This is a genomic window from Georgenia halophila (genome assembly GCF_039541595.1).
Window position 1 is genome coordinate 701,390 of the sequence record NZ_BAABGN010000002.1, and the last position, 24,976, is coordinate 726,365.

Below are 24,976 nucleotides of genomic sequence, written 5' to 3' on the forward strand. Positions count from 1 at the left end.
ACCGCGTCACCCAGCCCGCCGAACAAGCCCGCCGAACACTTCCGCGAACAAGCCGGCGAACAAGCCCGTAGGTCCCGTCCGGCATCCCGGACGAGACATCAGAACTTGTTCGGCGTTAGGGGTTGCGGTTGACGCAACGTCAACCGGCAGGCTGTCCTCATCTGGCCGGCACAAGCGGAGGGAGCCGACATGACCGTGTCGACCGAGTGGTCGATCCACGAGATCACCAAGGCGACGGGTACCACGAGCCGGACCCTGCGCCACTACGACCAGATCGGCCTGCTCACGCCGTCCCGCACCGGGCACGGCGGCCTGCGGCACTACGACGAGGACACTCTCGTGCGCCTGCAGCGCATCCTGCTGCTGCGCGAGCTCGGCCTCGCCCTGCCGACGATCGCCGCGGTGCTCGACGGCGAGCGGGACACCACCGAGGCCCTGCGCACCCACCTCGCCCTGCTGCGGCAGGAACGTGACCGGGTGGAGCGCCAGATCGCGTCGGTGCAACGAACCATCGAGAGAAGGGAAGGAGGTGAACACCTCATGGCACAGGAGATGTTCGACGGCTTCGACCACACGCAGTACAAGGACGAGGTCACCCGCCGCTGGGGCGCCGACGCCTACGCCGCCGGCGACAGCTGGTGGCGCGGCCTGAGCGAGGACCAGCGCGCGTCGTGGCAGCAGCGCGCGAAGGACCTCGGTGCGGACTGGGTCGCGGCCGCCGCACGCGGCGCCGACCCGGCGGGTGACGAGGGCCAGGCCCTCGCGAGGCGCCACGTCGAGTGGCTGCGTGGCATCCCGGGCACGCCCGGGTACGACGACGAGCCGGTCAGGGAGTACATCCTCGGACTGGCCGACATGTACGTCGCCGACCCCCGCTTCGCCGCCAACTACGGCGGCGAGGAGGGCGCGACGTTCGTGCGGGACGCGCTGCACGTCTACGCGGATCGCCACCTGCCGGCCTAATCCGCTGGTTGTCGCGGGCATGCCTCCCTAATCTCGGGGCATGTCCGCGACGCCGCGCGTGCTACCCAGCCTCCGGGAGGCCGACGCGTCCGCACCGGGAGGATGCCATGGTGATCGAGGCTGAGACCCGCCCCTCGGACTCGCCGTACGTCGCCCGGGTCTGGCGCGGGCACGTCAGCGGTGTCGAGCGGATGAACTCGGTCGCCGTCTCGACCTGCGAGCTGGTTGTCTGGGAGGACGCCGGGCGGCTGCACGTCGCCGTCCGGCGTGCCGGAGACGGCCGCGAGCGTCGCCGAGGTCTCGGCCGAATCTGCCTCGTTCGGGATCGTCCTCGCGCACGGCGCGTCGATCCCCCACCTGCCGGCCCGCCGGCTCGTCGACACCCAGATCGAGAGCCCGCACGTCACGGCGCGAACCTTCGTGCTGGGCGGCGGGGAGTGGCCGCTCCCGGACTTCGAGAACGCCGAGGTGTTCGTGGACCGGCTCGTGCGGGCCGGCCTGGTTGTCCGCGACCCCCTCGTCACGGACGTGCTCGCCGGCGAGAAGTCCCGGCTGGGTACGCGCTCGGTGCAGCGGCGCGTCGTCGCGGCGACGGGCCTGACCCAGGGAGCCGTCCGCCAGATCGAGCGCGCCCGGCACGCCGCCATCCTGCTCGGCGACGGACTCGCGCCGCTGGAGACCGTCCACCGCCTGGGCTACTACGACCAGTCGCACCTCTCGCGCTCGCTCGCACGGTTCATCGGGCGGACCGCCACCGAGCTGCAGCGGCCGGGGCCGGCGGAGCCGCTGTCGCTTCTGTACAAGATCGACGACTGAACGGTCCCTACTGTCCTCATCGACGCAGTACGCCACGCAGGCCGAGCAAAGGGGACCATCGATGACCACCTCCGGGACCGTCACCTCGAAGGACGGCACCACCATCGCGTTCGACGTCCGCGGCGAAGGACGCCCTCTCATCTTCGTCGACGGCGCCACGGCATACCGTGCCAGCGCCCCGTGGAACGCCGAGACCGCCGACCTGCTGGCGGACGAGTTCCGGGTGTACTGCTACGACCGCCGCGGCCGCGGCGAGAGCACGGACACAGCTCCCTACGCGGTCGAGCGGGAGATCGAGGACCTGTCAGCCCTGATCGACGAGGCCGGTGGCGAGTCCATGGTGTTCGGCTGGTCCTCCGGAGCGGTGCTCAGTCTCGACGCCGGCGCGGCCGGCCTGCCCATCAGCCACCTTCTGGCGTTCGAGCCACCGTTCGTCGTCGACGACAGCCGCCCGCCGCTGCCGACCGACTACGTCGAGCAGCTCGAGACCGCCGTCGCGCAGGACCGACCCGGTGACGCCGTGGCGCTGTTCATGACCGCGGCCGCCGGCATGCCCGGCGAGGCCGTCGAAGGGATGCGGCAGGACCCGATGTGGCCGGGTCTCGAGGCGATCGCCCCCACCATCGCCTACGACGGCCGGATCATGGGCACCACCATGTCCGGCGCCCCGCTTCCGGATGCCCGCTGGGCCGCGCTGACCGTTCCCACTCTCGTCATGCACGGCACCGGCACCTTCCCGTCCATCGTGGCCGGCACCCAGGCGCTCGCCCATCTCCTGCCGACGGCGACGCTCCGTCCCGTGCCCGGCGAGAACCACAGCGCCCCGCCGGACGTCCTCGCGGACGCCATCCGACAGTTCGCCGCCACCAGCTGAGCGGCCATCCACCCGAGCACCAGCACACCGGAGGTACAGACATGGGAACGATCGCGGTGACCGAGTTCATCTCGCTGGACGGCGTGGTCGAGGCACCAGGCGGTGAGGACTTCAAGCACAAGAGCTGGAGCTTCGCGTTCGACCGCGGCGAGGACGGCGACGCGCTCAAGACGGACGAGGCCCTCGGTGCCGCGGCGCTGCTGATCGGTCGCCGGACCTACGAGTCCTTCGCCGGCGCCTGGCCGTCGTACGAGGGCCCGTTGGCCGACAAGTACAACAGCATGCCCAAGTACGTCGTGTCCGCCACCCTCACCGAGCCCGCGTGGAACAACACCCACGTGGTCTCGGGCGACGTCGTCCGGAACGTGACCCGACTCAAGGACGAGATCGACGGCGAGCTCCAGATCCCCGGCAGCATCCGCCTGGTCCAGGAGCTGATCGAGCACGACCTCGTCGACGAGATCCGTCTGATGACCTTCCCCGTCGTCCTGGGCACCGGGCGGCGCCTGTTCGGCGAGACCACCGAAAAGACGACGTGGCGGCTCGCCGATGTGACAACCGTCGGCGAGGGCATCCCGATCACGACGTTCCGGCGAGCCGACCGCCGATAATCCGGTGGTTGCCACCAGCGGCCCTCCGTAGGGTCGGGGGCATGCCCGCCACCCTGCACGTGACCGGCCTGGGCGCGTCCCGCGGAGCCCGCCGACTCTTCTCCGACCTCACGTTCACCATCGCACCGGGCGACGTCTGGGGTCTGGTCGGCGCGAACGGCGCGGGCAAGTCCACGCTGCTCACGGCGCTCGCCGACCTGCCGTCGACCGCCGAGATCGAGGGCCGCACCACCCTTGCGCCGCCCCACGCGAGCGTCGGCTACCTGGCCCAGGAGCCCGAACGGCGGGCGGGCGAGACAGTGCTCGGCCTGCTCCGCCGTCGGACCGGCGTGACGGCGGCGACGGAGGAGATGGACGCCGCCGCCCAGGCGATGTCCGAACGACCCGACGACGCCGCAGCGGCCGACGCCTATGGCGTCGCCCTGGAGCGGTGGCTCGCTCTGGGCGCCGCGGACCTGGAGGACCGTGCGGCCGCGGCACTCGCCGAGGTCGGGTTCGAGGGTGGCATCACGCTCGACTCAGTGACGACCACCCTGTCCGGCGGCGAGGCCGCCCGTGCGGCCCTGGCCTCCCTGCTGCTGTCCCGCTACGACGTGCTGCTGCTCGACGAGCCGACGAACGATCTCGACCTGGCCGGCCTGGACCGTCTCGAGCGGTTCGTCGCCGGGTCCCGCTCACCCCTCGTCGTGATCAGCCACGACCGCGAGTTCCTCGCCCGCAGCGTCACCGGCGTCGTCGAGCTGGACCTCGCGCAGCAGCAGGTCCGCGTCTACGACGGCGGGTACGAGGCGTACCTGACCGAGCGCGAGATCGCCCGCACGCGGGCACGAGAGGCCTACGAGGAGTACGCCGACAAGCTCGGCGGCCTCAAGGAACGCATTCAGACCCAGAAGACCTGGGTCGACAAGGGCGTGCGCAACGCCCGCAAGAATGCCTCCGACGGCGACAAGCACATCGTGCACGCCAAGGTCGCCCGCAGCGAGAAGCAGGCGGCCAAGGTCAGCCAGTCCGCGCGGGCCATCGAACGGCTCGAGGAGGTCGAGGAGCCCCGCAAGGAGTGGGAGCTGCGCATGTCCATCGCGGCCGCCCCACGCAGCGGGACAGTCGTGGCGGTGCTGGACTCCGCCGTCGTGCGGCGCGGCAGCTTCACGCTCGGTCCGGTGACGGCGCAGGTCGACTATGGCGACCGGGTCGTCGTCACGGGTGCGAACGGGTCCGGCAAGTCGACCCTCCTGGCGCTGCTGCTGGGACGGCTCGAGCCCGGTGACGGGCGGGCCTCGCTGGGTGCCGGCGTCGCCGTCGGGGAGGTCGACCAGGCCCGCGAGGCGTTCCGCGGTCGGCAGCCCGTGGCGGCCACCTTCGGGACGCTGCTGCCCGACTGGCCGGACGCACAGGTGCGCACGCTGCTGGCCAAGTTCGGGATCGGCGGCGAGCACGCCCTTCGGCCGGCCGCATCACTCTCCCCGGGCGAACGCACTCGCGCCGGACTGGCGCTGCTGCAGGCGCGCGGGACGAACCTGCTGGTCCTCGACGAGCCGACGAACCACCTCGACCTGCCGGCCATCACCCAGCTGGAGCAGGCCATCGAGTCGTTCCCTGGAACGGTCCTGCTGGTCACGCACGACCGCCGCATGCTCGCGAACGTGCGAGCGACCCGCCGCTGGGAGATGGACTTCGGCCGCCTTGACGAGACCATCGTCTGACCAGGCGCCCACGGACTCGTCCCGCCGGGGCGGCCCTAGACTGCCGAAGCAGCAGGGGCCGCACGGCGGCCCACACTGACACGGAGGCGGTGTCGCATGCGGATCGCGGTTCCCAGAGAAGTCAAGGACAACGAGTTCCGGGTGGCGATCACGCCGGCTGGGGTGCACGAGCTGAGCCGCCACGGGCACGAGGTCTGTGTCGAGAGCGGCGCCGGGAAAGGATCCGCCATCACGGACGCCGAGTACGTCTCGGCGGGGGCGACCATCTTTCCCGGGCCGGACGAGACCTGGGCGGCAGGCGACCTCGTCCTCAAGGTGAAGGAGCCGATCCCGTCGGAGTACGCCCGCATGCGTGAAGGTCAGCTGCTCTTCACCTACCTCCACCTCGCGGCGGACCGCGGTCTCACCGAAGAGCTGCTCCGCCGCCGGGTCACGGCGGTCGCGTACGAGACGGTCGAGCTGGCGGACGGGTCGTTGCCGCTGCTGGCACCGATGAGTGAGGTCGCCGGCCGGCTCGCACCGCAGGTCGGTGCGCACACCCTGATGAGCGTGCAGGGCGGACGCGGTGTGCTGATGGGTGGCGTGCCGGGCGTGCACGCCGCCAAGGTCGTCGTCATCGGTGCCGGCGTCGCCGGGATGAACGCCGCCGCGATCGCCGTCGGCATGCAGGCCGAGGTGCTGGTCCTCGACCGGGACATCGCCAAGCTGCGACGCGCCGACGAGATCTACCAGGGACACTGCCGGACCGTCGCCTCGAACGCGTTCGAGGTCGAGCAGGCGATCGCCGACGCGGACCTCGTCATCGCCTCGGTCCTCGTGCACGGCGCCCGGACGCCACGCCTGGTCAGCAACGAGCAGGTGTCACGGATGAAGCCCGGCAGCGTCGTCGTCGACGTCGCCGTGGACCAGGGTGGCTGCTTCGAGGACACCCGTCCCACGACCCACACCGAGCCCACGTACCGCGTGCACGAGACGATGTTCTACTGCGTCGCGAACATGCCGGGCGCCGTGCCGCACACCGCCACATACGCGCTGACGAACGTCACGCTGCCCTACACCGTCGAGCTGGCAGAGCGGGGCTGGCAGGAGGCCATGCGTGCGGACCGACCTTTCGCCCGCGGGCTGAACACCCACGCGGGGCAGCTGGTGTGCGAGCCGGTGGCCGCCGCCCACGGCATGGCGGCGACGCCGCTGAACGAGGTCCTCTAGCCCGCCCGAGGACCCACGGGGCCGTGTCAGCGGCCGTGTCAGGGCTGCGTCGGAGACGTGACAGGACGGGCGCCGATGCTGACCGCATGACCACCTCAGCGATGGCACCAGCCCCTACCCACGACGTCCGGAAGATCCAGTCGACCTACGACGCACCCGGACCGACCTCCGTCACGCTCGAGCCCGGCGTCGCCGAGGGCACCGCCGCCCGTCCCGGGACGGCGAGCGAGTGCGTCGAGGTGCGCGGCACGACCTCCTGCGGCGCCATCACCATCCACCGCTCATGACCATCAAGCCACGATCGAGAGAAACGGACACCGAGATGACCCTCATTCAGGACCAGACGCCTGCGATCCACGTGCAGGGCCTGGAGAAGTCGTACAAGGAGCTCAAGGTGCTGCGCGGCCTCGACCTCGACGTCACGCGCGGCAGCATCTTCGCACTCCTCGGCTCGAACGGAGCGGGCAAGACCACCGTCGTGAAGGTCCTGGCCACGCTGCTCAAGGCCGACGCCGGCACCGCCAACGTCAACGGATTCGACGTCGCCACCCAGGCCGCGGACGTGCGGGAGTCCTTCAGCCTCACCGGACAGTTCGCCGCCGTCGACGAGATCCTCACCGGGCGGGAGAACCTCGTCCTGGTCGCCAAGCTTCGACACCTCGAGGGCCCAGGCACGATCGCGGACGACCTGCTCGCCCGCTTCTCGCTGACCGACGCCGGAAGACGGAAGGTCTCGACCTACTCGGGTGGCATGCGCCGCCGCCTGGACATCGCGATGAGCCTCATCGGCGACCCCCCGATCATCTTCCTCGACGAGCCGACCACCGGGCTCGACCCCCAGGCACGTATCGACGTGTGGCAGGGCGTCAAGGCACTCGCCCACTCCGGCACGACCGTGCTGCTCACCACGCAGTACCTGGACGAGGCCGAACAGCTCGCCGACCGGATCGCGATCCTCCACGAGGGCCAGATCCTCGTCAGCGGCACGCTCGCCGAGCTCAAGCAGCTGCTCCCGCCCGCCGAGGTCGAGTACGTCGAGAAGCAGCCCACCCTCGAGGACGTCTTCCTCTCCCTCGTCGGCGACCGCAAGGACGGCGACACCGGCAACGACCGCAGCGTCGGCACACACCAGTAAGGAACACCGATGAGCAAGCACTACATCAGCGACAACACCGTCCTGCTAGGACGGTCCCTGCGCCACATCTCGCGCAGCCCGGACACCATCATCACCACCGCGGTCACGCCGATCGCCCTCATGCTCCTGTTCGTCTACGTCTTCGGGGGCGCGATCAGCACCGGCACCGACAACTACGTGAACTACCTGCTGCCCGGCATCCTGATCATCACGATCGCCTCGGGCATCGCCTACACCGCGTACCGCCTCTTCCTGGACATGCAGGCCGGCATCTTCGAACGGTTCCAGTCGATGCCCATCGCACGCTCGTCCGTCCTCTGGGCGCACGTGCTGACCTCGCTGGTCGCCAACATGATCTCGCTCGTCGTCGTCGTGCTCGTCGCCCTGCTCATGGGCTTCCGCTCCGGTGCCGGAGTGCTGGCCTGGCTCGCCGTCGTCGCGATCCTGCTCCTGCTCACCCTCGCGCTGACGTGGATCGCCGTGATCCCGGGCCTCACCGCCAAGACCGTGGACGGGGCGAGCGGGTTCTCCTACCCGCTCGTCTTCCTGCCGTTCATCAGCTCGGCGTTCGTCCCCACCGACACCATGCCCGGCCCCGTCCGCGCCTTCGCCGAGCACCAGCCGGTCACCTCGATCGTCAACGCCATCCGCGACCTGCTCGCCCAGCAGCCCGTGGGGAACGACATCTGGATCGCGCTCGCCTGGTGCGTCGGCATCCTCGTGGTCGCCTACGCCATCGCCACCGCCACCTACCGCCGCAAGATCTCCTAGCGGCCGGAGGAAAAGGCCTCGCGTCAACGGACTCTTGTAGTCGTCCGGACACTGTAATACTGTACTTAGACACAGACACAGTTAGGAGTGCCGTTGCGGATCGTGGTCTCGACCAGCTCGAGCACACCGATCTACGAGCAGATCAAGGCGCAGGCGCGTGCCTCGATCCTGTCCGGTGAGACGCCCGCCGGCCAAAAGCTTCCTTCGCTGCGACATTTGGCCGCCGAACTGCGCGTGAGCACGATTACGGTCACTCGGGCCTACAACGACCTTGCCGCCGAAGGCCTCGTTCACGGTGAGCACGGCCGCGGGTTCGTCGTGCTGGCGGTCGATCCTCTCGTCGCTGCTGCGGCGCTCGAAGCGCGTGTCGACGAGGTCCTGGACGAGCTGATCGCTGTCGCTCGCCAGGCTCGACTCCCCAAGAACAAAATCCACCACCGCCTCGACGAGATCTGGAGCAGAGATGACTGACCATGCGGCGCGGGTTCACGGCCTCACGGTCCGACGACCGGGGTTCGCGATCAACGACCTCTCCCTCACTCTTCCGCGCGGCACCGTCCTCGGGCTCGTGGGCCCGAACGGAGCAGGCAAGACCACCACCATCCGCGCGCTGCTGGGCCTTCTCGCGCCCGATGCCGGGCGCATCGAGGTCTTCGACCGTCCGGCCGGGTCCACCGAGGCCCTGGCCCGCACCGGGATCGTGCTGGATGAGCCCACAGCTGCGCCCGAATGGTCGGTGCACAGCATCAGCCGCCGCCTACGTCCGTTCTATCCGGGCTTCGACGAGCGATTTTTCGAGGAACTGCTGGCCCGGCTCTCGGTGCCGATCAGCCGACGCGTCGCCGAGCTCTCCCGAGGCGAAGGGATCAAGCTCTCCCTTGCCACCGCTCTGGCACAGCGCCCCGACCTGCTGATCCTGGACGAGCCCTCCAGCGGCCTCGACCCGGCATCGCGGCGGGAGATCGGCGATCTCATCCGGGAGTTCATGATCGATCCTGACCACGCCGTGCTGTTCTCGACGCACGTGACCACGGACCTCGCCGGCCTGGCCGACGTTCTCGTCATCCTCGTCGACGGCGCCATCGCCTACCAAGGCAGCCTGTTCGCGGTGACGGAAGAGTTCGCCATGGTGCGCGGATCGGGCGCTCCGCCCACCGGCCCCGTCCTGGGGCTACGAGGCACCGAGAACCAGTGGTCAGCCCTGATCCGGGTGCAGGACTCCGCCGGCTTCGGGCCGGACGTCGTGATCGACGACGCGAGCATCGACGACGTGATCGTCCACCTGGCCGCCGACACACCGGGAGTTCCAGCATGACCGCCACCTTCGCACGGTTCGACCTCATGGTCTGGTTCCCCCGACGCCAGACTCTTCTGACCCTTGCCTTCATCGCGGTGGCCGGTGTCCTGCTGCCTGTCCCGGGCCTGGCGATCGTCGCGGCAGCCCTGGTGGCCTCTCTCCAGATGTCGGCCCCGTTCCTGGCTGACGAACACGGCCGCATGGACACCCTTTATGGCGTCCTGCCGATCTCACGGGGGGCGGTGGTGGCCGGTCGGGCGCTGTCACTGCTGGCGTACTACGCGGCCGCGGCAGTACTGGCCACCGCTGTCACGATCACGATGGCGAGCGTTCGCGGCGACCAGATCACCGTCGAACTGGTGCTGATCGCACACGCCTGCGCCGCCGGCGTCGTCGGGATCGCCATGTCGCTCCAGCTGCCCATACTCTTCCGTGTCGGCTACTCGCGAGGTCGCCTGATGGTGGTCTACGCGCCGACCATCGTCATGTTCGGCGCCGCCTGGCTCCTACAGGCGACGGGCCTTCACACGCCGCTGCTGAACGCACTGTCCGACGTCCCCGCCGCCCTGGTGATCGGTGCGGGCCTGGCCGTCGCGGTGCTCGGCGTACTCGTCGCCGTCGGAGTCTCGACGCGGTTCTATCGCACCCGCGAGCTCTGACACACGTGGGGAACGCCATCGTCGCGAGCGGGCTCCGCCACCTGGAACCCTTCGAACGCGTCCTCGACCAGCTCGGACCAGTGCGTCCCTGCGCCGTCCCGCGTCACTTCGGCGAACCGTTGGTCGCCGAGGTGACGCCGCGCGTCCCGCTCGATCCTGGCAGCATCCGGGTGGGAGAGGTCGGGCAGCCCGCGCACGTCGACGCTGGCCGCGAGCAGGCGGGCCGCCTGCTCGTGCTGGTCGTGGCGACCGGCCAGGTCCGCGACCCCGACGAGCATCTGGGCGATCACGGGTGGGGCTCCTGCCTCGGACGCCGCCTGCCAGGCGGCCACACGATGGGTACGGGACTCCCGAACATCGCCGGCCAGATAGCCGAGCAGGTCGTGAATCTGGGCGCGGACGTGGGGTCGCTCCGCGATGTCGCCCAGGAGCGTGGTCGCGAGCCCGAGCTGCCGGCGGGCCTCTCTGACGTCACCGCCCAGGCGCGCGAGCCGCGCCTTGGCGAGCGCCAGGGCGATCAGTGCATACGGCCAGGTGACGCCTTCGGCCCTGCGCTCGGCGTCGGCGATGGCGGCGGTGCTGGCGGCGCGATCGCCGGCGAGCCAGTACAGCGGGGCCTGCTGGGTGCGCGCCTCGATGACGTCTTCGACGGCACCGAGCTCGGTGAGGACCGTGATCGCTTGTTCGTAGTACTCGCAGGCACCTGCGAGCTCGCCCCGCGCGGCACGCCGTCCCGCCAGCTCGGACAGGACCAGGTACGTTCCGAACCGCTCCCCGAGCGCACGGAACTCCGTGAGCGCCACCTCCAGCTGGACCTCCACCTCCGGACCACCCCGGCCCAGCATGGTCCGCATCTTGCCGGCCTGCCACCGACCCATGGCGCCTACCCAGGGGTCGACGCTGTCCAGCAGCGACTCGAACGCGGTCACGGCCTCCTCCGGTGCCCGCAGGAGGCGTTCCAGCGGGATCGCGAACTCCAGCAGCGGATGGTCGTGCATGCTGAGCCGGCTGAACCGATAGGCCTTGTGGATCCACTCCGCGCCCACATGCTCGTCGCCCTGCCCGGAGGTCACATAGAGCACCACCAGCCCGTACGTCGTGGCCCGGATGTCGTCGGCCACCTCGCCCGGGAGGTCGGCTGCCGCCACCAGCAGCTCGAGGCCTTCGGTCCGCCGCCCGGCGAGCCACCAGTACCAGCCGGCCGCGGCCGCGAGCCGCATCGCCGCCTGCGCGTCATCGGCCGAGATCGCCCCGCGCAACGCGGCGCCGAGGTTGTCGTGGTCGGCGTCGAGCGTGCCGAGCCACTCGAGCTGCTCGGCGCGACGCAGGTGCGGCTCCGCCGTCTCGGCGAGGTCGGTGAAGTAGGCGAGGTGCGCCTGGCGAGCCAGGTCCGACTCCCCCGCGTCGGCGAGCCGGTCCCGGGCGTATTCCTTGATCGTGCCGAGCATCCGGTAGCGCGGTGTGCCATCACCCTCGCTGACAAGGAGCGACTTCTCGGCCAGCGAGGTGAGGAGCTCGAGCACCTGATCCGGCTCGACGGCGTCGCCGGCGCAGACGCTCTCGGCCGCCTGCAGACCGGCCCCGCCAGAGAACACCGAGAGCCTACGCAGGACGGTCCGCTCGGCGTCGCTGAGCAGCTCCCAGCTCCAGTCGACCATCGCGCGCAGCGTCTTGTGCCGCGGCAGTGCGGTGCGGCTCCCGCTGGTCAGCAGGCGGAACCGGTCGTCGAGCCGATTGGCGAGCTGGTCGATGGACATCGTCCGCAGCCTGGCTGCGGCGAGCTCGATCGCCAGCGGCATCCCGTCCAGCGCCCGGCAGACCCGCGCCATCGTCGACAAGGTGTCCTCGTCGGCACCGAGGTCCTTGCGTACCGCGCCGGCACGGTCCCGCAACAGGCGGACGGCCGAGGAGGAGGCGATCTCGCCGGGCCCGGCGCCCTCCGCCGGCAGGCCCAGCGGCTCGATCGGCCACAGCGCCTCGCCGGTGATGCCGAGCGGCTCCCTGCTCGTCGCCAGGATCCGGAGGCGTCGGCACTCCCCGAGCGCGCGATGGGCGAGCGTCGCCGCCGCGTCGATCACGTGCTCGCAGTTGTCCAGGATCAGCAGCACCTCCCGCTCGCGGATCGCGGCGATGAGCCCGTCCACCGGGTCGTTCGGTGTCTCGCCGAGCAGTGCGTCCCGCAGCCCGAACCCGGCGAGCGCCGCCTGCGCGACGTCTCCGTCGGCGGCGACGGGCGCGAGGTCCACCAGCCAGGCGCCGTCCGGCAGGTCGCCGACCATGGTGCGCGCGGTCTCCGTGGCCATCCTGGTCTTTCCCGAGCCGCCCGGCCCGGTCAGGGTGGTCAGCCGATGCTTCGTGATGAGCTCCCGAACGGCGTCGACATCGGCGTCCTTGCCGACGAAGCTGCTGAGCTCGGCGCGCACGTTCGTCTTCCGGTCCTCCTCGCGTGATGGCCTCAGCTCGCCCCGCAGGATCGAGACGTGCAGCGCCGACAGCTCCGGCGAAGGATCGACGCCCAGCGCGTCGACCAGCGCTTCTCTCGTGCGCTCGTACACGACCAGCGCCTCGCTGTCGCGTCCGGAGGCGACCAGGGCGCGCATCAGCGCCGCGACCAGCCGCTCCCGTACCGGGTGCTCGGCCACCAGGTCGGCCAGCTCCGGAACCTGCTCCGCAGCGCCGCCCTGCCGGATCTCCGCCTCGAACCGGTCCTCCATCGCCGTCAGGCGCAGCCGCTCGAGGCGAGTCACCACCGCGTCGAACGCTGCGCTGTCCTCCAGGCCCACGCCCTGCAGGGCCGCACCACGCCACAGGGCGAGGGCCTCGCGCAGCAGCCGCACGCGCCCCGAGCCCTCCGCGTCGCGGGCCCGGCCGACGAGGTGCTCGAAGCGCCGGGCGTCGACGGCGTCGGGCTCCACCCGCAGGCGGTAGCCGCCCGCCCGGCTCTCTACCACCCCGACGGGCAGGAGCTTGCGCAGTCGCGAGGCCAGGCGTTGCAGGGCATTCGAGGCGTCGGCGGGCGGATGCTCGCCCCAGACCCAGTCGATGAGCGTCGCCCTCGAGACGACGCGGCCTGGTTCGAGCGCCAGGGCGACCAAGAGTGCGCGCAGCCGGGCACCCGGTACGTCCGGCCGCACGCCGTCGCCCGTATGTACCTCGAGCGGGCCAAGGATCCGGATCTGCAGGTCAGGGGTGACCATGGTGCTCCTGGTACTAGTTCCGGGGCGTCCCGGAGACGTCAGATGTCGAGGTCCTCCACCTCGGGCTCGTCGGCATTCGCCTCGACGAGCTGGTAGAGCTCGGCGGGCACGGACGCCCTCAGCTCCTCGAGGCTCTCGTGGACCTCGAGGGTCGCCGACGGGGCGACCGTGCCCCACTGCTGCTCGGACGAGACGTGCTTGCGCCAGCCGGTGAGCTGACCGTCCTGGCCCGCGGTGTGCACGAAGTCCTGGGAGCGTCTCGTGTGCACTGCGAACCGGCCCGTACGCGTGCGGTACACGCGGAACTCCTCCACACGGTTGGCGGTGGACCGGGCCCACTCGACAAGTTGCACACCTTGGAAGCGCTGCAGCCGGCCCTGGCCGGCGCCGATTCGGACGGTGATCTCGTCGAAGCCCTCGAGGCGGCCCTCCTCGACCTCGACGAGCCGGCGCAAGGCCTTGGAGATGGCGCCTGACAGATTGCCGCCAGCGAGCTTCTGCGCGCGATCGAAGACGGGCAAGTCTGCGTCGGAGACGTAGATCGTCTTGTTCGGCACGACACCATCGTAGCCACTTGACGCGTATACGTATACCTATACCTATGCCCAGGCGCGAAGAGACCCCGGCGAGGGCTGAACCCCTTCGCCGGGGCTGGTCTGCGCGCCGATGGGCGCCGCACGCGGCATATCGGCGACGCCGCTCGATTGGTCCCTTCTAGCCCTTCAGGACGGGCTCAGGCGACGGCCTCCGAGCGTCCGTTCTCCGCACGCGCTGTCGCAGCCGCGAGCGCCTCGATGGCCTTGCGAGGCGCTCGCCGGGCGGGCAACTCGATCTCGTTGCCCGGCTCGGCGAGCCACGCCGCCCAGTCCGTCACCTCCGGATGGTTCTTCAGCAGCGCGCGCCGCTCCCGCTCCGTCATCCCGCCCCAGACGCCGAACTCGATGCGCGAGTCGAGCGCCTCGGAGAGGCACTGCATCCGCACCGGACATCTGAAGCACATCTCCCGCACCGCGCGCTGCGCGGCCCCCCGGACGAAGAACTTCTCTGGCTCCCTCTCGACGCAGGCAGCCCCCGATGCCCACCCTTTGTCCCCGGTCATGTACGTCTCCTGATCACACATGCATTGCCCCCGCGCAGATGCGCGAGTGCCGTGACGCTAGCCCTCCCGGGGCCCGCGCCAGAAGTGCTTAAGCGATGAAGGACTCGCGTTGTGTCCTGACTGTGACCATTGAATCGCTCATGCACCGATCGGAGCGTGGGACGGGCCGTTGCTCAGGCTGTGACGAGCGCGCGGACCGCCGAGGTGAAGAGGCCCAGCCCGTCCGTCCCGCTGCGTGGGGCGCGGGCCCGGTCGGGTCCGAAACCGGGCTCGACGGCGTGCTCCGGGTGCGGCATGAGACCGACGACGTTGCCGCGCTCGTTCGTCACGCCGGCGATGTCACGAAGCGACCCGTTCGGGTTCCCGCCCTCGTACCGGAAGACGACCTGCCCCTCTCCCTCGAGCCGGTCGAGGGTCTCGGGATCGGCGACGAAGCCGCCCTCGCCGTTCTTGAGCGGGACGGTGATGACGTCTCCGGCGGTGAGGTCCCGCGTCCAGGCGGTGGTGTCGTTGACGACGCGCAGCTCCTGGTCGCGGCAGATGAAGTGCTGGTGGTCGTTCCGGATGAGCGCGCCGGGCAACAGGTGTGCCTCGCACAGGATCTGGAAGCCGTTGCAGATGCCCAGGACGGGCATGCCGCGGTTCGCCGCGTCGACGACCTGCGTCATGACGGGCGAGAACCGCGCGATGGCGCCGCATCGCAGGTAGTCACCGTAGGAGAACCCACCCGGCAGGATGACGGAGTCGACGCCACGGAGCTCGGCGTCGGCGTGCCAGAGTGCGACGGGCTCGGCACCGGCCAGGCGCACGGCGCGGGCGGCATCGCGGTCGTCGAGGCTGCCGGGGAAGGTGACGACGCCGATACGTGCGGTCACCGCGAGACCTCCGCGGCCGCCTCGTTCAGCTCGTAGACGCCGACGACGTCCTCGATGATCGGGTTCGACAGGGTGGTCGAGGCCGCCTCGCGTGCCGCGGCGAGGTGCTCGGAGGTCACCGGACCCTCGACCGTGAGGGTGAAGCGCTTGCCCTGGCGCACGTCGGTGAAGCCGGCGTGCCCGAGACGGTGCAGCGTGCCGACGACGGCCTTGCCCTGCGGATCGAGGATCTCCTGCTTGGGCATGACCTCGACGACGATGTGACCCACGTGTGCTCCTATCTGACCGGCGGCACGCTCATCGTAACGGCGTGCGCGCTCAGGCGCGGAGCTGGCGCTTGGAGGAGATCACGCCGGTGTTGAAGCCGGCGAGGTTGAGGCCGCCGTGGAACCGTGCGTGCTCGATCTTGAGGCACCGGTCCATGACGACGCGCAGGCCGGCCGCCTCGGCGTCGCGGGCGACGTCCTCGTGCCAGGACCCGAGCTGGAGCCACAGGGTCCTGCCGCCTGCGACCCGGGCCTCGTCGAGGACCGTCGGCAGGTCGTCGTGGCGCCGGAAGACGTCGACGACGTCGGGTGGCTCCGGCAGGTCGGCGAGCGAGGCGTACACGGGCCGGCCGAGCACCTCCTGCAGGGCCGGGTTGACCAGGTAGACGCGGTACGGCGTCGAGGAGAGCAGGTACGTGGCGACGAAGTAGGAGGCGCGGGACGGCTTGTCCGAGGCCCCGACGACGGCGACGGAGCCGGCTCGGCGCAGGATGCCCAGCCGCTCGGTGGCCGAGGGACCCTGCCAGGTGCGCCCGGTCATTCGACGGCCGCCAGGGCCTGGTCGAGGTCCCACAGGATGTCGTCCAGGTCCTCCAGGCCGACGGAGATGCGGATGAGGTCCTCCGGGACGCCCGCGACGTCGAGCTGCTCGGCCGAGAGCTGGCGGTGCGTCGTCGAGCCCGGGTGCAGGACGAGCGTGCGGGCGTCGCCGACGTTGGCCAGGTGGCTGGCCAGCTGGAGCGCCTCGATGAAGGTGGCGCCGGCCTCTCGCCCGCCACGCAGCCCGAAGGAGAACACCGACCCCACGCCGTCGGGCAGGTACCGCCTGGCTCGATCGTGATGGACGTGCGAGGGCAGGCCGGCGTGGTTGACGTAGGCGATGCGCGGGTCGTTCTCCAGCCACTCGGCGACCGCCTGGGCGTTGCGGACGTGCTCGTCCATACGCTGCGGCAGGGTCTCGACGCCTTGCAGCAGCTGGAAGGCGGCCTGCGGGGACAGCGCCGGGCCGATGTCGCGGAGCTGCTCCGAACGCAGCTTGGTGAGGAACCCGTACTCGCCGAAGTTGCCCCACCACGTCACGCCGCCGTAGGAGGGCACCGGCTCGGTCATCTGCGGGAAGTTGCCGTTGCCCCAGTCGAACCGGCCGGACTCGACGACGACGCCGCCGAGCGTGGTGCCGTGCCCGCCGAGGAACTTCGTCGCCGAGTGGACGACGATGTCGGCGCCGTGCTCAAACGGCCGGAAGAGGTAGGGCGTGGTCAGGGTCGAGTCGAGGATGAGGGGCAGGCCGGCGTCGTGGGCGACGGTGGCCAGCCCCGCGACGTCGGCGACCTCGCCGGAGGGGTTCGCGACCACCTCGGCGTAGACGGCCCTGGTCTCGGGCCGGATCGCGGCCGCGTAGTCGCCGGGATCGGTTCCCCGCACGAAGGTGGTCTCGACGCCGAAGCGGCGCAGTGTGACGTCGAGCTGGGTGACGGTGCCGCCGTAGAGCTGGGAGGAGGCGACGATGTGGTCGCCCGCCCCGGCGAGCGAGGCCAGGGTGATGAACTCCGCCGACATGCCTGACGCCGTCGCGACTGCGCCGATGCCGCCCTCGAGCGAGGCGATGCGCTCCTCGAACGCCGCCACGGTGGGGTTGCCGATGCGGGAGTAGATGTTCCCGTACTTCTGCAGCGCGAAGAGGTTGCCGGCGTCCTCGACGTCCTCGAACACGAACGACGTGGACTGGTAGATCGGCACGGCGCGGGCTCCGTGCACGGCGTCGGGCGTGCCGCCCGCGTGCAGAGCGCGGGTGCGGAACCCGAACGGGTGCTCGGTCATGCCCATCGCCGGATGGCCCACCTCTCGAAGACGCGCAGCAGGGCGTCGGTCAGCGTGCCCAGGATCGCGAGCAGGACGATCGCCAGGAGCAGGCGGTCGACGCGGCCGTTGTTCTGGCTGTCCGTGAGCAGGAACCCGAGGCCGATCGACGAGGCGAGCAGCTCTGCCGCGACCAGGAAGAGCCAGGCCTGGGCGAGGGCGAGGCGGAGTCCGGAGATCACCGACGGCACGACGGCGGGCAGCTGCACCGTGGTGAACAGCGTGAGGCCGCGCAGACCGAACGCTCGGCCGGCCTCCACCAGCTGGGTGTCGACGTGCCGCAGGGCCATCGACACCGTCGTGAACACGGGGAAGAACGCACCGATCGCGACGAGGGTGACCTTGCTGTCCTCGCCGATGCCGATCCACAGGAGGAGAAGCGGCACCCAGGCCAGGGAGGGCACCGCCCGCAGCGCACCGATCGACGTCGAGAGCAGGGTGTCGGCCACGCGCGAGAGGCCGAGGAGCGCGCCGAGCGCCAGACCGGCGGCGGCACCGAAGAGGAACCCGAGGATCACCCGCTGGGTCGAGATGGCGATGTGCAGTGCGAGGTCGCCCCGCTCGATCAGCCCGGCGGCGGCGTCGAGGACGGCGAGCGGGCCGGGCAACGTGACCGGGCTGATCCAGCCGGCGACGGCGGCGACGTGCCAGACGACGAGCAGCACGGCGGGGACGGCGAGTCCGGCGAGGACGCGGCCGACACCCCGGCCCGACGTCGACGGCCTGCCGGCACGGGGTCCGCCGTCCTTGCCGATCTCCTCGGTCCGGACGTTCAGCGCACCCTTGCCGTTCAGCGCGACAGTCACGATCCGCCCTCGGCCACGGCGGCGATGGAGTCCGGATCGGCCTCGCTGACGAGGGAGTCGTCCAGCAGGGTCTCGAGTGCCTCGTCGATCTGGGACTGCTCCGCGACGTCACCGGTCTCGACGAGCATGGGACCGATGGTGGTCAGCACGTCGAGCTGGGCCTGGCCGGGCGCAGGGTCGACGTCGAGGTTGCTGCGCTCGGTGATGACGGTCTCGGCGACCGAGGTCTCGATGCCGGCGACGTCGGCGAGGATGGCGACCGTCTCGTCCGGGTGCTCCTGCGCCCAGGCGCGGGCGTACTCATAGGTGTCGACCACCGTCTGAGCGAGCTCGGGCTCGTTCTCGAGAAAGTCCTCGCGGGCGTTGAGGAAGCCGTAGGTGTTGAAGTCGACGTTGCGGTAGAAGAGCTCGCTGCCCTCCTGTTCCGCGGCCGCCATGATCGGGTCCAGCCCGGACCAGGCGTCGACCGAACCGTTCTGCAGCGCGGTGTTGCCGTCCGCGTGCTGGAGGTTCTGGATGGTGACCTCGTCGGGGTCCACGCCCGCCTCGAGCAGCGACTGGAGCAGGAAGAAATAGGGGTCCGTGCCCTTGGTGGCGGCGATCGACCGGCCACGCAGGTCCGTGACCTCGTCGATGCCGGAACCGGGGAGCGTGACCAGTGCGGACCACTCGGGCTGGCTGTAGATGTCGATCGTGCGGATCGGTGAGCCGTTCGCGCGGGCCAGCAGGGCCGCGGACCCGGCGGTGGACCCGACGTCGAGCTCGCCGGAGCGGAGCAGCTCGTTGGCCTTGTTGGACCCGGCCGACTGGGTCCAGGTGACGTTGACGCCCTCGTCGGCGAGCGCGTCCTCGAGCCAGCCCTGCTCGCGGATGATCAGGCTCAGCGGGTTGTAGGTGGCGAAGTCGACGGCGAGCTCTTCGCCGCCGGCCTGTCCGCCGTCGTCGGCCTCACCGGCCAGACAGCCGGTCAGCGTCAGGGCGATCACGGTCGTGGCGGCTGCGATACGGGTGCGCTTCATAAGTCCTTCTGGGCGTCGATGGGGCGGTCAGGGCACAGGCTCAGTGGCGGTGGATGTCGACGCCGAGGCACTCGAGCAGCTCGCTGCGCAGGGCGGCGAGCTCGGCCGACCCGCGGTTGCGTGGCCGGGCGCCCGGCACCGTGACGAGCCGACTGACGCGCGCGCCGTCGTGGCCGTCGGGGGCGGCGAGCACGACGATGCGATCGGCCAGCTGCAGCGCCTCGTCGACGTCGTGCGTCACGAGCAGCACCGTGGTCGGGGCGGCCTCGTGGACGTCGAGGAGCAGATCCTGCATCTGCAGCCGGGTGAGGGCGTCGAGCGCGCCGAACGGCTCGTCGAGGAGAAGGACGCCGGGATTGCGGGCCAGCGCCCGGGCGAGCGCGGCCCGCTGCGCCATACCGCCGGAGACCTCCCTGGGCCGCTGGCCGGAGAAGGCGGAGAGGCCGACGAGCTCGAGCAGGCGGGCCACGTGGGCACGGCCGGTAGCGCGGTCGGTGCCGTGCGGCAGCCCGATGGCGACGTTTCCGGCGAGGCTCCGCCAGGGCAGCAGGCGTGGCTCCTGGAAGGCGACGGCGCAGCGGGGGTCGGAGCCCGTGACGACCGAGCCGTCGATGAGGACCTTCCCGGCGGTGGGCCGGTCGAGGCCGGCCGTAAGGCGCAGCAGCGTCGACTTGCCGCAGCCGCTGGGCCCGAGCACGGCGACGATCTCACCGGCGGGCACGTCGAGGTCGATCCCGTCGAGGACGGTCCGTGCCGTGGCGTCCTGGCCGAAGCTGCGCCCGGTGCCGGCGTAGGACACGGCCATGGCGGGCGTGCCGCCGTCGTGCGGGACCCGGACGGGTGCGGTCGCGACCGTCGACATCACGTCCTCCTCGCTCGTCGTCGCCGGGCGCCTGGCGCGCCCGTGGCCCAACACCTACCGGGACGGCGTGCGGGCGTGACGTGGCGTCGTGGCGGATCCCGATCCTTGAGACGGTGGTCCAGATTCCGTCCGGTCTCTGGCCACTCTCTGGCCACGTCCCGCCCGGGTCAGGTGCGCGCGAGGGCGTCCGTCGTCGTGACGGTGATCTGCGGGCTGTAGCCGGCCATGACGTCGAGCGCGCGCCGGTGCGCGTCGTCGCTCGAACCCGCGCACGCGTCGGCGATGACCTCGACGGTGGCTCCGGCGTCGGCCGCGGCCAGAGCGGTGGAGATGACGCAGCAGTCGGTGGCGACGCCGGTGAGCCGGAGGTGCGGGGCGGGGCCGGTCACGGCGGCGAGCGCGGGCGTCCACTTGCCGAAGGTGGCCTCCGTGACCACCGGTCCGGACGCCTCGGCCAGCTCTGCCAGGTCGGGGACGACGGCGTAGAGCGGGTCACCGTCGGGCACGAGGGCGAAGGTGTGCTCGCGGTAGTAGGCCTGCCAGGAACCCGTCGGCTTCTCCGGGGCGACGAACCGGGTGGTGACGACGCGGTCCACGTGCGCGCCGGCGAGCCGGTGGACCGGTTCCACGATGCCGGCGAAGCCGGGCGCCGCCCACGGGCTGTGCTCGTCGGCGAAGATGTTCTGCGGGTCGACGACGACCAGCCAGGGCCGCGCGTCCCCGCCGCGGGTGCGGCCTGCCTCCCACTCGCGCCGCAGCACGGCGTAGGCCACGGACGTGAGCGGTTCTCCGTCGTCAACCGGCCAGCCCTCGCGGTACGCGGCCTCGAGGGTGAACCCCGCGCGCAGGAACGTGGCCCGCATGGCGGCGTTGTCCTCGCGCGTCTGCCCCTCGAGGCGGCGCACCGGCAAGGCGGTGAAGACGTGGTCGGCGAGCGCCCGCAGCGCCGCCGTGCCGAGCCCATGGCCGCGGTGCTCGGGGGCCAGCCGCAGGTCGAACATGGGGGTGTCGTCGGTGAGGTCCTCGATGACAACGACGCCGACGCGTCCCGAGGTCGCGTCCTCGACCCAGAGCGCGGCGTGGCCCTCGTCGTCGTACAGGCCGTCGTCGATCGACTCGGCGATCTGCTCCCGCGTGCGGCGAGGCCGCACGTGGAAGGGCCACTCGTACGACGCGAGGAAGCCGATCAGCGCATCACGGTCGGCGCCCCGGACGTCGGCGGGTACGAGCGAGACCCGTGGATCGAGGCGCATACCGGTCGTCGGGACGTGTCAGACCCGGTACTGGGCCGCCAGGGGGCACTGCCAGACGTCGAGACCGCCGCGACCGACCTGGTTGATGTAGCGGGTGACGGCGACGTAAGACTGACCGATCGAGGTCTCGGTGTAGCGCACACCGAGCTGTTCGCAGTACTCGCGCACCATGGGTGCCACCTGGCGCAGGTGCGGCCGGGCCATCGACGGGAACAGGTGGTGCTCCACCTGAAAGTTCAGGCCGCCCATGAAGGTGTCGACCCAGCGGCCGCCGGTGACGTTGCGGCTCATGAGGACCTGACGGCGCAGGAAGTCGATCTTCATGTCTTTGGGCACGATCGGCATGCCGATGTGGTTGGGCGCGAACGACAGGCCCATGTAGAGCCCGAAGACCGCGAGCTGGATCCCCATGAAGGCCAGCGCCTTACCCGGCGAGAGCACGAGGAAGACGAGCGCCACGTAGCTGATGAGCCGGAAGGCGATGAAGGACAGCTCGACCCAGCGCCGCTTGACCGGCTCACGGGAGACGACCCGCTTGACGCCCTGCACGTGGAGGTTGATTCCCTCGAGGAGGAGCAGCGGGTAGAAGAAGTAACCCTGCTTGCGGGCGAACCACCGGGTGATCGGGTTCGTCCGCGATTCGGCGGCCTCCGGGGTGAACGCGACCACCCCGGGCGCGATGTCCGGGTCGGCGTCCACCTTGTTCGGCGCGCCGTGGTGCTTGTTGTGCTTGCGGTTCCACCAACCGATGCCCATGCCGGCGAACAGGTTGATGACGACGAGGGATACCCACTCGTTCCACTTGCCCGACTTGAAGATCTGCCGGTGCGCGGCGTCGTGGCCGAGGAAGGCGATCTGGGTGAGCAGCAGGGCGAGGACCACCGCGGTCACCATCTGCCACCACGAGTCGCCGATCATGACGAACGCGACCGCCAGCGCGAGGCCGGCGAGTGGCAGTCCGATCAGCTTGGACCAGTAGTAGCCGTAGCGCCGTCGCATCAGGCCGGACTCCTGCACCATCTGTGTGAGCGCCTTGAAGTCGCTCAGGTGCCGCTCGCGCGGCCGCTCGGGTGCGTCCGGCGATTCTGGGGCTTGCGATTGGAGGGTTTGGCTCATGGGCCGCCGCCTTGACGTTCGAGGGGGCACGACCAGGGGCCGCACTGGCAGCAGGCGCCGCCTAAAATGAGTCTGTCACGGATGGCGAGCCGGTGCCTTTCGAGCGGCGAGCCGGCGCCCTGTCAGGTGCTCGTAAGCCTCCAGATACCGCGCTCGCGTGCGGTCCACGATGTGGTCGGGCAGGGGAGGTGGCGGCGCGTCCGAGGCCCGGTCCCAGCCGGAGTCCGCCGAGGTCAGGAAGTCACGGACGTACTGCTTGTCGTAGCTGGGCTGAGGGCGGCCGGGCTCCCAGGTGGCGGCGGCCCAGAACCGGGAGGAGTCCGGGGTGAGAACCTCGTCACCAAGCACGACGGCGGCGCCCGGCCGCCCGCCGACGTCCGGCACGGCGCCGAACTCGAGCTTGGTGTCGGCGAGCAGGATCCCGGCCTCGGCCGCCAGCGCGGCGGCTCGGGTGTACACGGCGAGCGTCGTGGTGCGCAGCTCCTCGGCGACGTCCGGGCCGACCATTGCGGCGACCCGCCCGAGATCGATGTTCTCGTCGTGCTCACCGATCTCGGCCTTGGTGGCCGGGGTGAAGATCGGCTCAGGCAGCCGGTCGCCGTCGCGCAGACCCTCCGGGAGCTCGTGCCCCGCCACGGAGCCGGTCGCGCGGTACTCGGCCAGCACCGAGCCGGTGAGGTACCCACGGGCCACGCATTCGACCGGGTACATCTCCAGCCGGCGGCACACCATCGCCCGGCCGGCGACCGCATCGGGGACGTCCGTGGAGACCACGTGGTTGCCGACCAGGTCGGCCAGCCGGTCGAACCACCACAGGCTCATCGCGGCGAGGATGCGGCCCTTGTCCGGGATCGGCGTCGGCAGGACGTGGTCGTAGGCGCTGATGCGGTCGGAGGCGACGACGAGGACGACGTCGTCCTCGCCGTCGGACGGGCTCTCCGGCACATAGAGGTCCCGCACCTTGCCGGAGTAGGTGTGGGTCCAGCCGGGGAGCGAGGAAGGCGCGGCGGCCGTCTCGGCTGTCTCGTCTGTGGGGCTCATGCGGTCCATCTTCCCAGCCCCGCGTAACGTTCCGACCAACGACATCTCTCGACCGTCATTTCTCGACGACCCGATCCAGGAGGACGACGATGACCGAAGCCACCGCAGACGTCGGCGTGACCGGCCTGGCCGTCATGGGGGCGAACCTGGCCCGCAACCTGGCCAGGCATGACCACACCGTCGCCGTGCACAACCGCACGTACGCGCGCACGGAGAAGCTGATGAGCGAGTACGGCGACGAGGGCGAGTTCGTGCCGTCCGAGTCGGTCGCCGACTTCGTCGCGTCGCTGAAGAAGCCGCGCGTGGCGATCATCATGGTCAAGGCCGGCGCCGGGACCGACGCCGTGATCGAGGAGCTCGCCGCCGAGATGGAGCCGGGCGACATCATCGTCGACGCCGGCAACGCCCACTTCCCGGACACCATCCGCCGGGAGAAGGCGCTGCGCGAGAAGGACCTGCACTTCGTCGGCACCGGCGTCTCCGGCGGGGAAGAGGGCGCGCTCAACGGCCCCTCGATCATGCCCGGCGGCACCGCCGAGTCCTACGAGCGCCTCGGCCCGATCCTCGAGGACATCTCCGCCAAGGTCGACGGCGTCCCGTGCTGCACGCACGTCGGGACCGACGGCGCCGGGCACTTCGTCAAGATGGTGCACAACGGCATCGAGTACGCCGACATGCAGCTCATCGCCGAGGCCTACGACCTGCTGCGCAAGGGTCTGGGCGCCTCAGCCGCCGAGATCGCCGAGATCTTCTCGAACTGGAACACCGGTGACCTCGAGTCCTACCTCATCGAGATCACCGCGGAGGTCCTCGCCCACGTCGACGAGCGGACCGGCACGGCCTTCGTCGACGTCGTCCTGGACCAGGCGGAGCAGAAGGGGACCGGACGCTGGACCGTGCAGAACGGCCTCGACCTCGGCGTGCCCATCACCGGCATCGCGGAGGCGACGTTCGCCCGCTCGCTGTCCGGGTCGGTGCCGCAGCGCGAGGCCGCGCACGGGACCCTTCCGGCGCACACGGCCGAGTGGTCGGTACAGGACCGAGAGTCCTTCGTCGAGGACGTCCGCAAGGCGCTCTACGCCTCGAAGGTGGTCGCCTACAGCCAGGGTTTCGACCAGATCGCCGCGGCGTCCGCCGAGCACGGCTGGGACATCGACCGTGGCGCCATGGCGCGGATCTGGCGCGGCGGCTGCATCATCCGCGCCCGCTTCCTCGACCGCATCACCGAGGCGTACGAACGCACGCCCGGGCTGCCGCTGCTGCTGGCGGACCCGTACTTCACCGACGCCGTGGGCAACGGGCTGGAGTCGTGGCGTCGGGTGGTGGCCGGAGCGGCGCAGAACGGCGTGCCCACGCCCGCGTTCAGCTCCTCGCTCGCCTACTACGACGCCGTGCGGGCCGAGCGGCTGCCGGCGGCCCTGGTGCAGGCGCAGCGGGACTACTTCGGCGCGCACACCTACCACCGGGTCGACGCCGAGGGCACCTTCCACACGCTGTGGTCCCAGGACCGCTCGGAGGAGAAGCAGGACTGAGCTGATGACCGG

The 24,976-nt window shown here is 70.8% G+C and carries 26 protein-coding genes and 1 pseudogene; 13 read left to right on the forward strand and 14 right to left on the reverse strand.

Features of this window, described 5'->3' with window-relative positions; genetic code table 11:
* Positions 1-189 precede the first annotated feature (189 nt).
* The 12 genes from ABD907_RS04720 (at position 190) to ABD907_RS04775 (ending at position 10,038) form a co-directional block, all read left to right on the forward strand.
* The gene (locus tag ABD907_RS04720) at positions 190-963 is read left to right on the forward strand and encodes a MerR family transcriptional regulator (protein ID WP_345215308.1); all 774 of its coding nucleotides are present in this window, start codon (positions 190-192) and stop codon (positions 961-963) included.
* A 267-nt stretch (positions 964-1,230) separates the two neighbouring features.
* On the forward strand, positions 1,231-1,779 hold the full coding sequence (locus ABD907_RS04725; protein WP_345215309.1) for a helix-turn-helix domain-containing protein: 549 nt from the start codon (positions 1,231-1,233) through the stop codon (positions 1,777-1,779).
* A gap of 61 nt (positions 1,780-1,840) precedes the next feature.
* Entirely contained in the window at positions 1,841-2,653 is an 813-nt protein-coding gene (locus ABD907_RS04730) for an alpha/beta fold hydrolase (RefSeq protein ID WP_345215310.1), read from the forward strand.
* Positions 2,654-2,694: 41 nt separating this feature from the next.
* Positions 2,695-3,264 carry a dihydrofolate reductase family protein gene (locus ABD907_RS04735; protein WP_345215311.1) on the forward strand — a complete coding sequence of 190 codons (570 nt, stop codon included), beginning with the start codon at positions 2,695-2,697 and terminating at the stop codon, positions 3,262-3,264.
* A gap of 41 nt (positions 3,265-3,305) precedes the next feature.
* The gene (locus ABD907_RS04740) at positions 3,306-4,967 is read left to right on the forward strand and encodes an ABC-F family ATP-binding cassette domain-containing protein (RefSeq protein WP_345215312.1); all 1,662 of its coding nucleotides are present in this window, start codon (positions 3,306-3,308) and stop codon (positions 4,965-4,967) included.
* A gap of 96 nt (positions 4,968-5,063) precedes the next feature.
* Complete coding sequence (gene ald, locus ABD907_RS04745) at positions 5,064-6,176, forward strand: alanine dehydrogenase (RefSeq protein ID WP_345215313.1); 1,113 nt, start codon at positions 5,064-5,066, stop codon at positions 6,174-6,176.
* Positions 6,177-6,262: 86 nt separating this feature from the next.
* Positions 6,263-6,463: a hypothetical protein gene (locus tag ABD907_RS04750; RefSeq protein WP_345215314.1), complete on the forward strand. Its 201-nt coding sequence runs from the start codon at positions 6,263-6,265 to the stop codon at positions 6,461-6,463.
* Positions 6,464-6,498: 35 nt separating this feature from the next.
* Complete coding sequence (locus ABD907_RS04755) at positions 6,499-7,311, forward strand: ABC transporter ATP-binding protein (RefSeq protein WP_345215315.1); 813 nt, start codon at positions 6,499-6,501, stop codon at positions 7,309-7,311.
* Between the two features lie 9 nt (positions 7,312-7,320).
* Positions 7,321-8,082: an ABC transporter permease gene (locus ABD907_RS04760; protein ID WP_345215316.1), complete on the forward strand. Its 762-nt coding sequence runs from the start codon at positions 7,321-7,323 to the stop codon at positions 8,080-8,082.
* 102 nt (positions 8,083-8,184) lie between these two features.
* Positions 8,185-8,553, forward strand: a complete 369-nt coding sequence (locus ABD907_RS04765) for a GntR family transcriptional regulator (RefSeq protein WP_345215442.1) — start codon at positions 8,185-8,187, stop codon at positions 8,551-8,553.
* Entirely contained in the window at positions 8,546-9,397 is an 852-nt protein-coding gene (locus ABD907_RS04770) for an ABC transporter ATP-binding protein (protein WP_345215317.1), read from the forward strand. Before ABD907_RS04765 ends, ABD907_RS04770 begins: the two co-directional genes overlap by 8 nt.
* Entirely contained in the window at positions 9,394-10,038 is a 645-nt protein-coding gene (locus ABD907_RS04775; protein ID WP_345215318.1) for an ABC-2 transporter permease, read from the forward strand. The genes ABD907_RS04770 and ABD907_RS04775 overlap by 4 nt, the downstream gene beginning before the upstream one ends.
* Here ABD907_RS04775 and ABD907_RS04780 read toward each other — a convergent pair.
* The 14 genes and pseudogenes from ABD907_RS04780 to ABD907_RS04840 form a co-directional block, all read right to left on the reverse strand.
* Complete coding sequence (locus tag ABD907_RS04780) at positions 10,017-13,220, reverse strand: AfsR/SARP family transcriptional regulator (protein ID WP_486334056.1); 3,204 nt, start codon at positions 13,218-13,220, stop codon at positions 10,017-10,019. The genes ABD907_RS04775 and ABD907_RS04780 overlap by 22 nt on opposite strands.
* A 53-nt stretch (positions 13,221-13,273) precedes the next feature.
* Positions 13,274-13,792: an EXLDI protein gene (locus ABD907_RS04785; RefSeq protein WP_345215320.1), complete on the reverse strand. Its 519-nt coding sequence runs from the start codon at positions 13,790-13,792 to the stop codon at positions 13,274-13,276.
* Between the two features lie 176 nt (positions 13,793-13,968).
* The gene (locus tag ABD907_RS04790) at positions 13,969-14,334 is read right to left on the reverse strand and encodes a WhiB family transcriptional regulator (RefSeq protein WP_345215321.1); all 366 of its coding nucleotides are present in this window, start codon (positions 14,332-14,334) and stop codon (positions 13,969-13,971) included.
* A gap of 173 nt (positions 14,335-14,507) precedes the next feature.
* Positions 14,508-15,209 (reverse strand): phosphoribosylformylglycinamidine synthase subunit PurQ, encoded by a 702-nt coding sequence (purQ, locus tag ABD907_RS04795; protein WP_345215322.1) that lies wholly within the window; start codon positions 15,207-15,209, stop codon positions 14,508-14,510.
* Complete coding sequence (locus ABD907_RS04800; protein ID WP_345215323.1) at positions 15,206-15,478, reverse strand: phosphoribosylformylglycinamidine synthase subunit PurS; 273 nt, start codon at positions 15,476-15,478, stop codon at positions 15,206-15,208. The genes purQ and ABD907_RS04800 overlap by 4 nt, the downstream gene beginning before the upstream one ends.
* A gap of 49 nt (positions 15,479-15,527) precedes the next feature.
* Entirely contained in the window at positions 15,528-16,016 is a 489-nt protein-coding gene (locus ABD907_RS04805) for a CoA-binding protein (RefSeq protein WP_345215324.1), read from the reverse strand.
* A complete protein-coding gene (locus tag ABD907_RS04810) occupies positions 16,013-17,296 on the reverse strand; it encodes an O-acetylhomoserine aminocarboxypropyltransferase/cysteine synthase family protein (RefSeq protein ID WP_345215443.1) in 1,284 nt (427 codons plus the stop codon). The genes ABD907_RS04805 and ABD907_RS04810 overlap by 4 nt, the downstream gene beginning before the upstream one ends.
* Positions 17,293-18,090, reverse strand: coding sequence for an ABC transporter permease (locus ABD907_RS04815; protein WP_345215444.1), 798 nt, complete (start codon positions 18,088-18,090; stop codon positions 17,293-17,295). The genes ABD907_RS04810 and ABD907_RS04815 overlap by 4 nt, the downstream gene beginning before the upstream one ends.
* 47 nt (positions 18,091-18,137) lie before the next feature.
* A complete protein-coding gene (locus ABD907_RS04820) occupies positions 18,138-19,160 on the reverse strand; it encodes an aliphatic sulfonate ABC transporter substrate-binding protein (RefSeq protein ID WP_345215325.1) in 1,023 nt (340 codons plus the stop codon).
* Positions 19,161-19,200: 40 nt separating this feature from the next.
* Positions 19,201-20,022 (reverse strand): ABC transporter ATP-binding protein, encoded by an 822-nt coding sequence (locus tag ABD907_RS04825; protein ID WP_425555689.1) that lies wholly within the window; start codon positions 20,020-20,022, stop codon positions 19,201-19,203.
* Between the two features lie 167 nt (positions 20,023-20,189).
* Positions 20,190-20,780: a cysteine hydrolase family protein gene (locus ABD907_RS21210; protein ID WP_486334057.1), complete on the reverse strand. Its 591-nt coding sequence runs from the start codon at positions 20,778-20,780 to the stop codon at positions 20,190-20,192.
* Positions 20,781-20,864: 84 nt separating this feature from the next.
* Positions 20,865-21,275: pseudogene (locus tag ABD907_RS21215) on the reverse strand (GNAT family N-acetyltransferase); the annotation flags it as partial.
* 18 nt (positions 21,276-21,293) lie between these two features.
* Positions 21,294-22,391, reverse strand: a complete 1,098-nt coding sequence (locus ABD907_RS04835) for a fatty acid desaturase family protein (RefSeq protein ID WP_345215327.1) — start codon at positions 22,389-22,391, stop codon at positions 21,294-21,296.
* A 75-nt stretch (positions 22,392-22,466) separates the two neighbouring features.
* Positions 22,467-23,432 carry a phosphoribosylaminoimidazolesuccinocarboxamide synthase gene (locus ABD907_RS04840; protein WP_486334048.1) on the reverse strand — a complete coding sequence of 322 codons (966 nt, stop codon included), beginning with the start codon at positions 23,430-23,432 and terminating at the stop codon, positions 22,467-22,469.
* An 89-nt stretch (positions 23,433-23,521) separates the two neighbouring features.
* Between ABD907_RS04840 and gndA the strand changes: the two genes are divergently transcribed.
* On the forward strand, positions 23,522-24,964 hold the full coding sequence (gene gndA / locus ABD907_RS04845) for an NADP-dependent phosphogluconate dehydrogenase (protein WP_345215329.1): 1,443 nt from the start codon (positions 23,522-23,524) through the stop codon (positions 24,962-24,964).
* Positions 24,965-24,976: the final 12 nt, after the last annotated feature.

Excerpts from the sequence above, each read along its gene's own strand:
- ald (WP_345215313.1), top strand. The coding sequence starts at position 5,064 with ATGCGGATCGCGGTTCCCAGAGAAGTCAAGGACAACGAGTTCCGGGTG.
- ABD907_RS04820 (WP_345215325.1), bottom strand. The coding sequence starts at position 19,160 with ATGAAGCGCACCCGTATCGCAGCCGCCACGACCGTGATCGCCCTGACG.
- ABD907_RS04735 (WP_345215311.1), top strand. The coding sequence starts at position 2,695 with ATGGGAACGATCGCGGTGACCGAGTTCATCTCGCTGGACGGCGTGGTC.
- ABD907_RS04825 (WP_425555689.1), bottom strand. The coding sequence starts at position 20,022 with ATGTCGACGGTCGCGACCGCACCCGTCCGGGTCCCGCACGACGGCGGC.
- ABD907_RS04790 (WP_345215321.1), bottom strand. The coding sequence starts at position 14,334 with ATGACCGGGGACAAAGGGTGGGCATCGGGGGCTGCCTGCGTCGAGAGG.
- gndA (WP_345215329.1), top strand. The coding sequence starts at position 23,522 with ATGACCGAAGCCACCGCAGACGTCGGCGTGACCGGCCTGGCCGTCATG.
- ABD907_RS04755 (WP_345215315.1), top strand. The coding sequence starts at position 6,499 with ATGACCCTCATTCAGGACCAGACGCCTGCGATCCACGTGCAGGGCCTG.
- ABD907_RS04840 (WP_486334048.1), bottom strand. The coding sequence starts at position 23,432 with ATGAGCCCCACAGACGAGACAGCCGAGACGGCCGCCGCGCCTTCCTCG.
- ABD907_RS04835 (WP_345215327.1), bottom strand. The coding sequence starts at position 22,391 with ATGAGCCAAACCCTCCAATCGCAAGCCCCAGAATCGCCGGACGCACCC.
- ABD907_RS04740 (WP_345215312.1), top strand. The coding sequence starts at position 3,306 with ATGCCCGCCACCCTGCACGTGACCGGCCTGGGCGCGTCCCGCGGAGCC.
- ABD907_RS04775 (WP_345215318.1), top strand. The coding sequence starts at position 9,394 with ATGACCGCCACCTTCGCACGGTTCGACCTCATGGTCTGGTTCCCCCGA.
- ABD907_RS04720 (WP_345215308.1), top strand. The coding sequence starts at position 190 with ATGACCGTGTCGACCGAGTGGTCGATCCACGAGATCACCAAGGCGACG.
- ABD907_RS04770 (WP_345215317.1), top strand. The coding sequence starts at position 8,546 with ATGACTGACCATGCGGCGCGGGTTCACGGCCTCACGGTCCGACGACCG.
- ABD907_RS04750 (WP_345215314.1), top strand. The coding sequence starts at position 6,263 with ATGACCACCTCAGCGATGGCACCAGCCCCTACCCACGACGTCCGGAAG.
- ABD907_RS04760 (WP_345215316.1), top strand. The coding sequence starts at position 7,321 with ATGAGCAAGCACTACATCAGCGACAACACCGTCCTGCTAGGACGGTCC.
- ABD907_RS04810 (WP_345215443.1), bottom strand. The coding sequence starts at position 17,296 with ATGACCGAGCACCCGTTCGGGTTCCGCACCCGCGCTCTGCACGCGGGC.
- ABD907_RS04730 (WP_345215310.1), top strand. The coding sequence starts at position 1,841 with ATGACCACCTCCGGGACCGTCACCTCGAAGGACGGCACCACCATCGCG.
- ABD907_RS04805 (WP_345215324.1), bottom strand. The coding sequence starts at position 16,016 with ATGACCGGGCGCACCTGGCAGGGTCCCTCGGCCACCGAGCGGCTGGGC.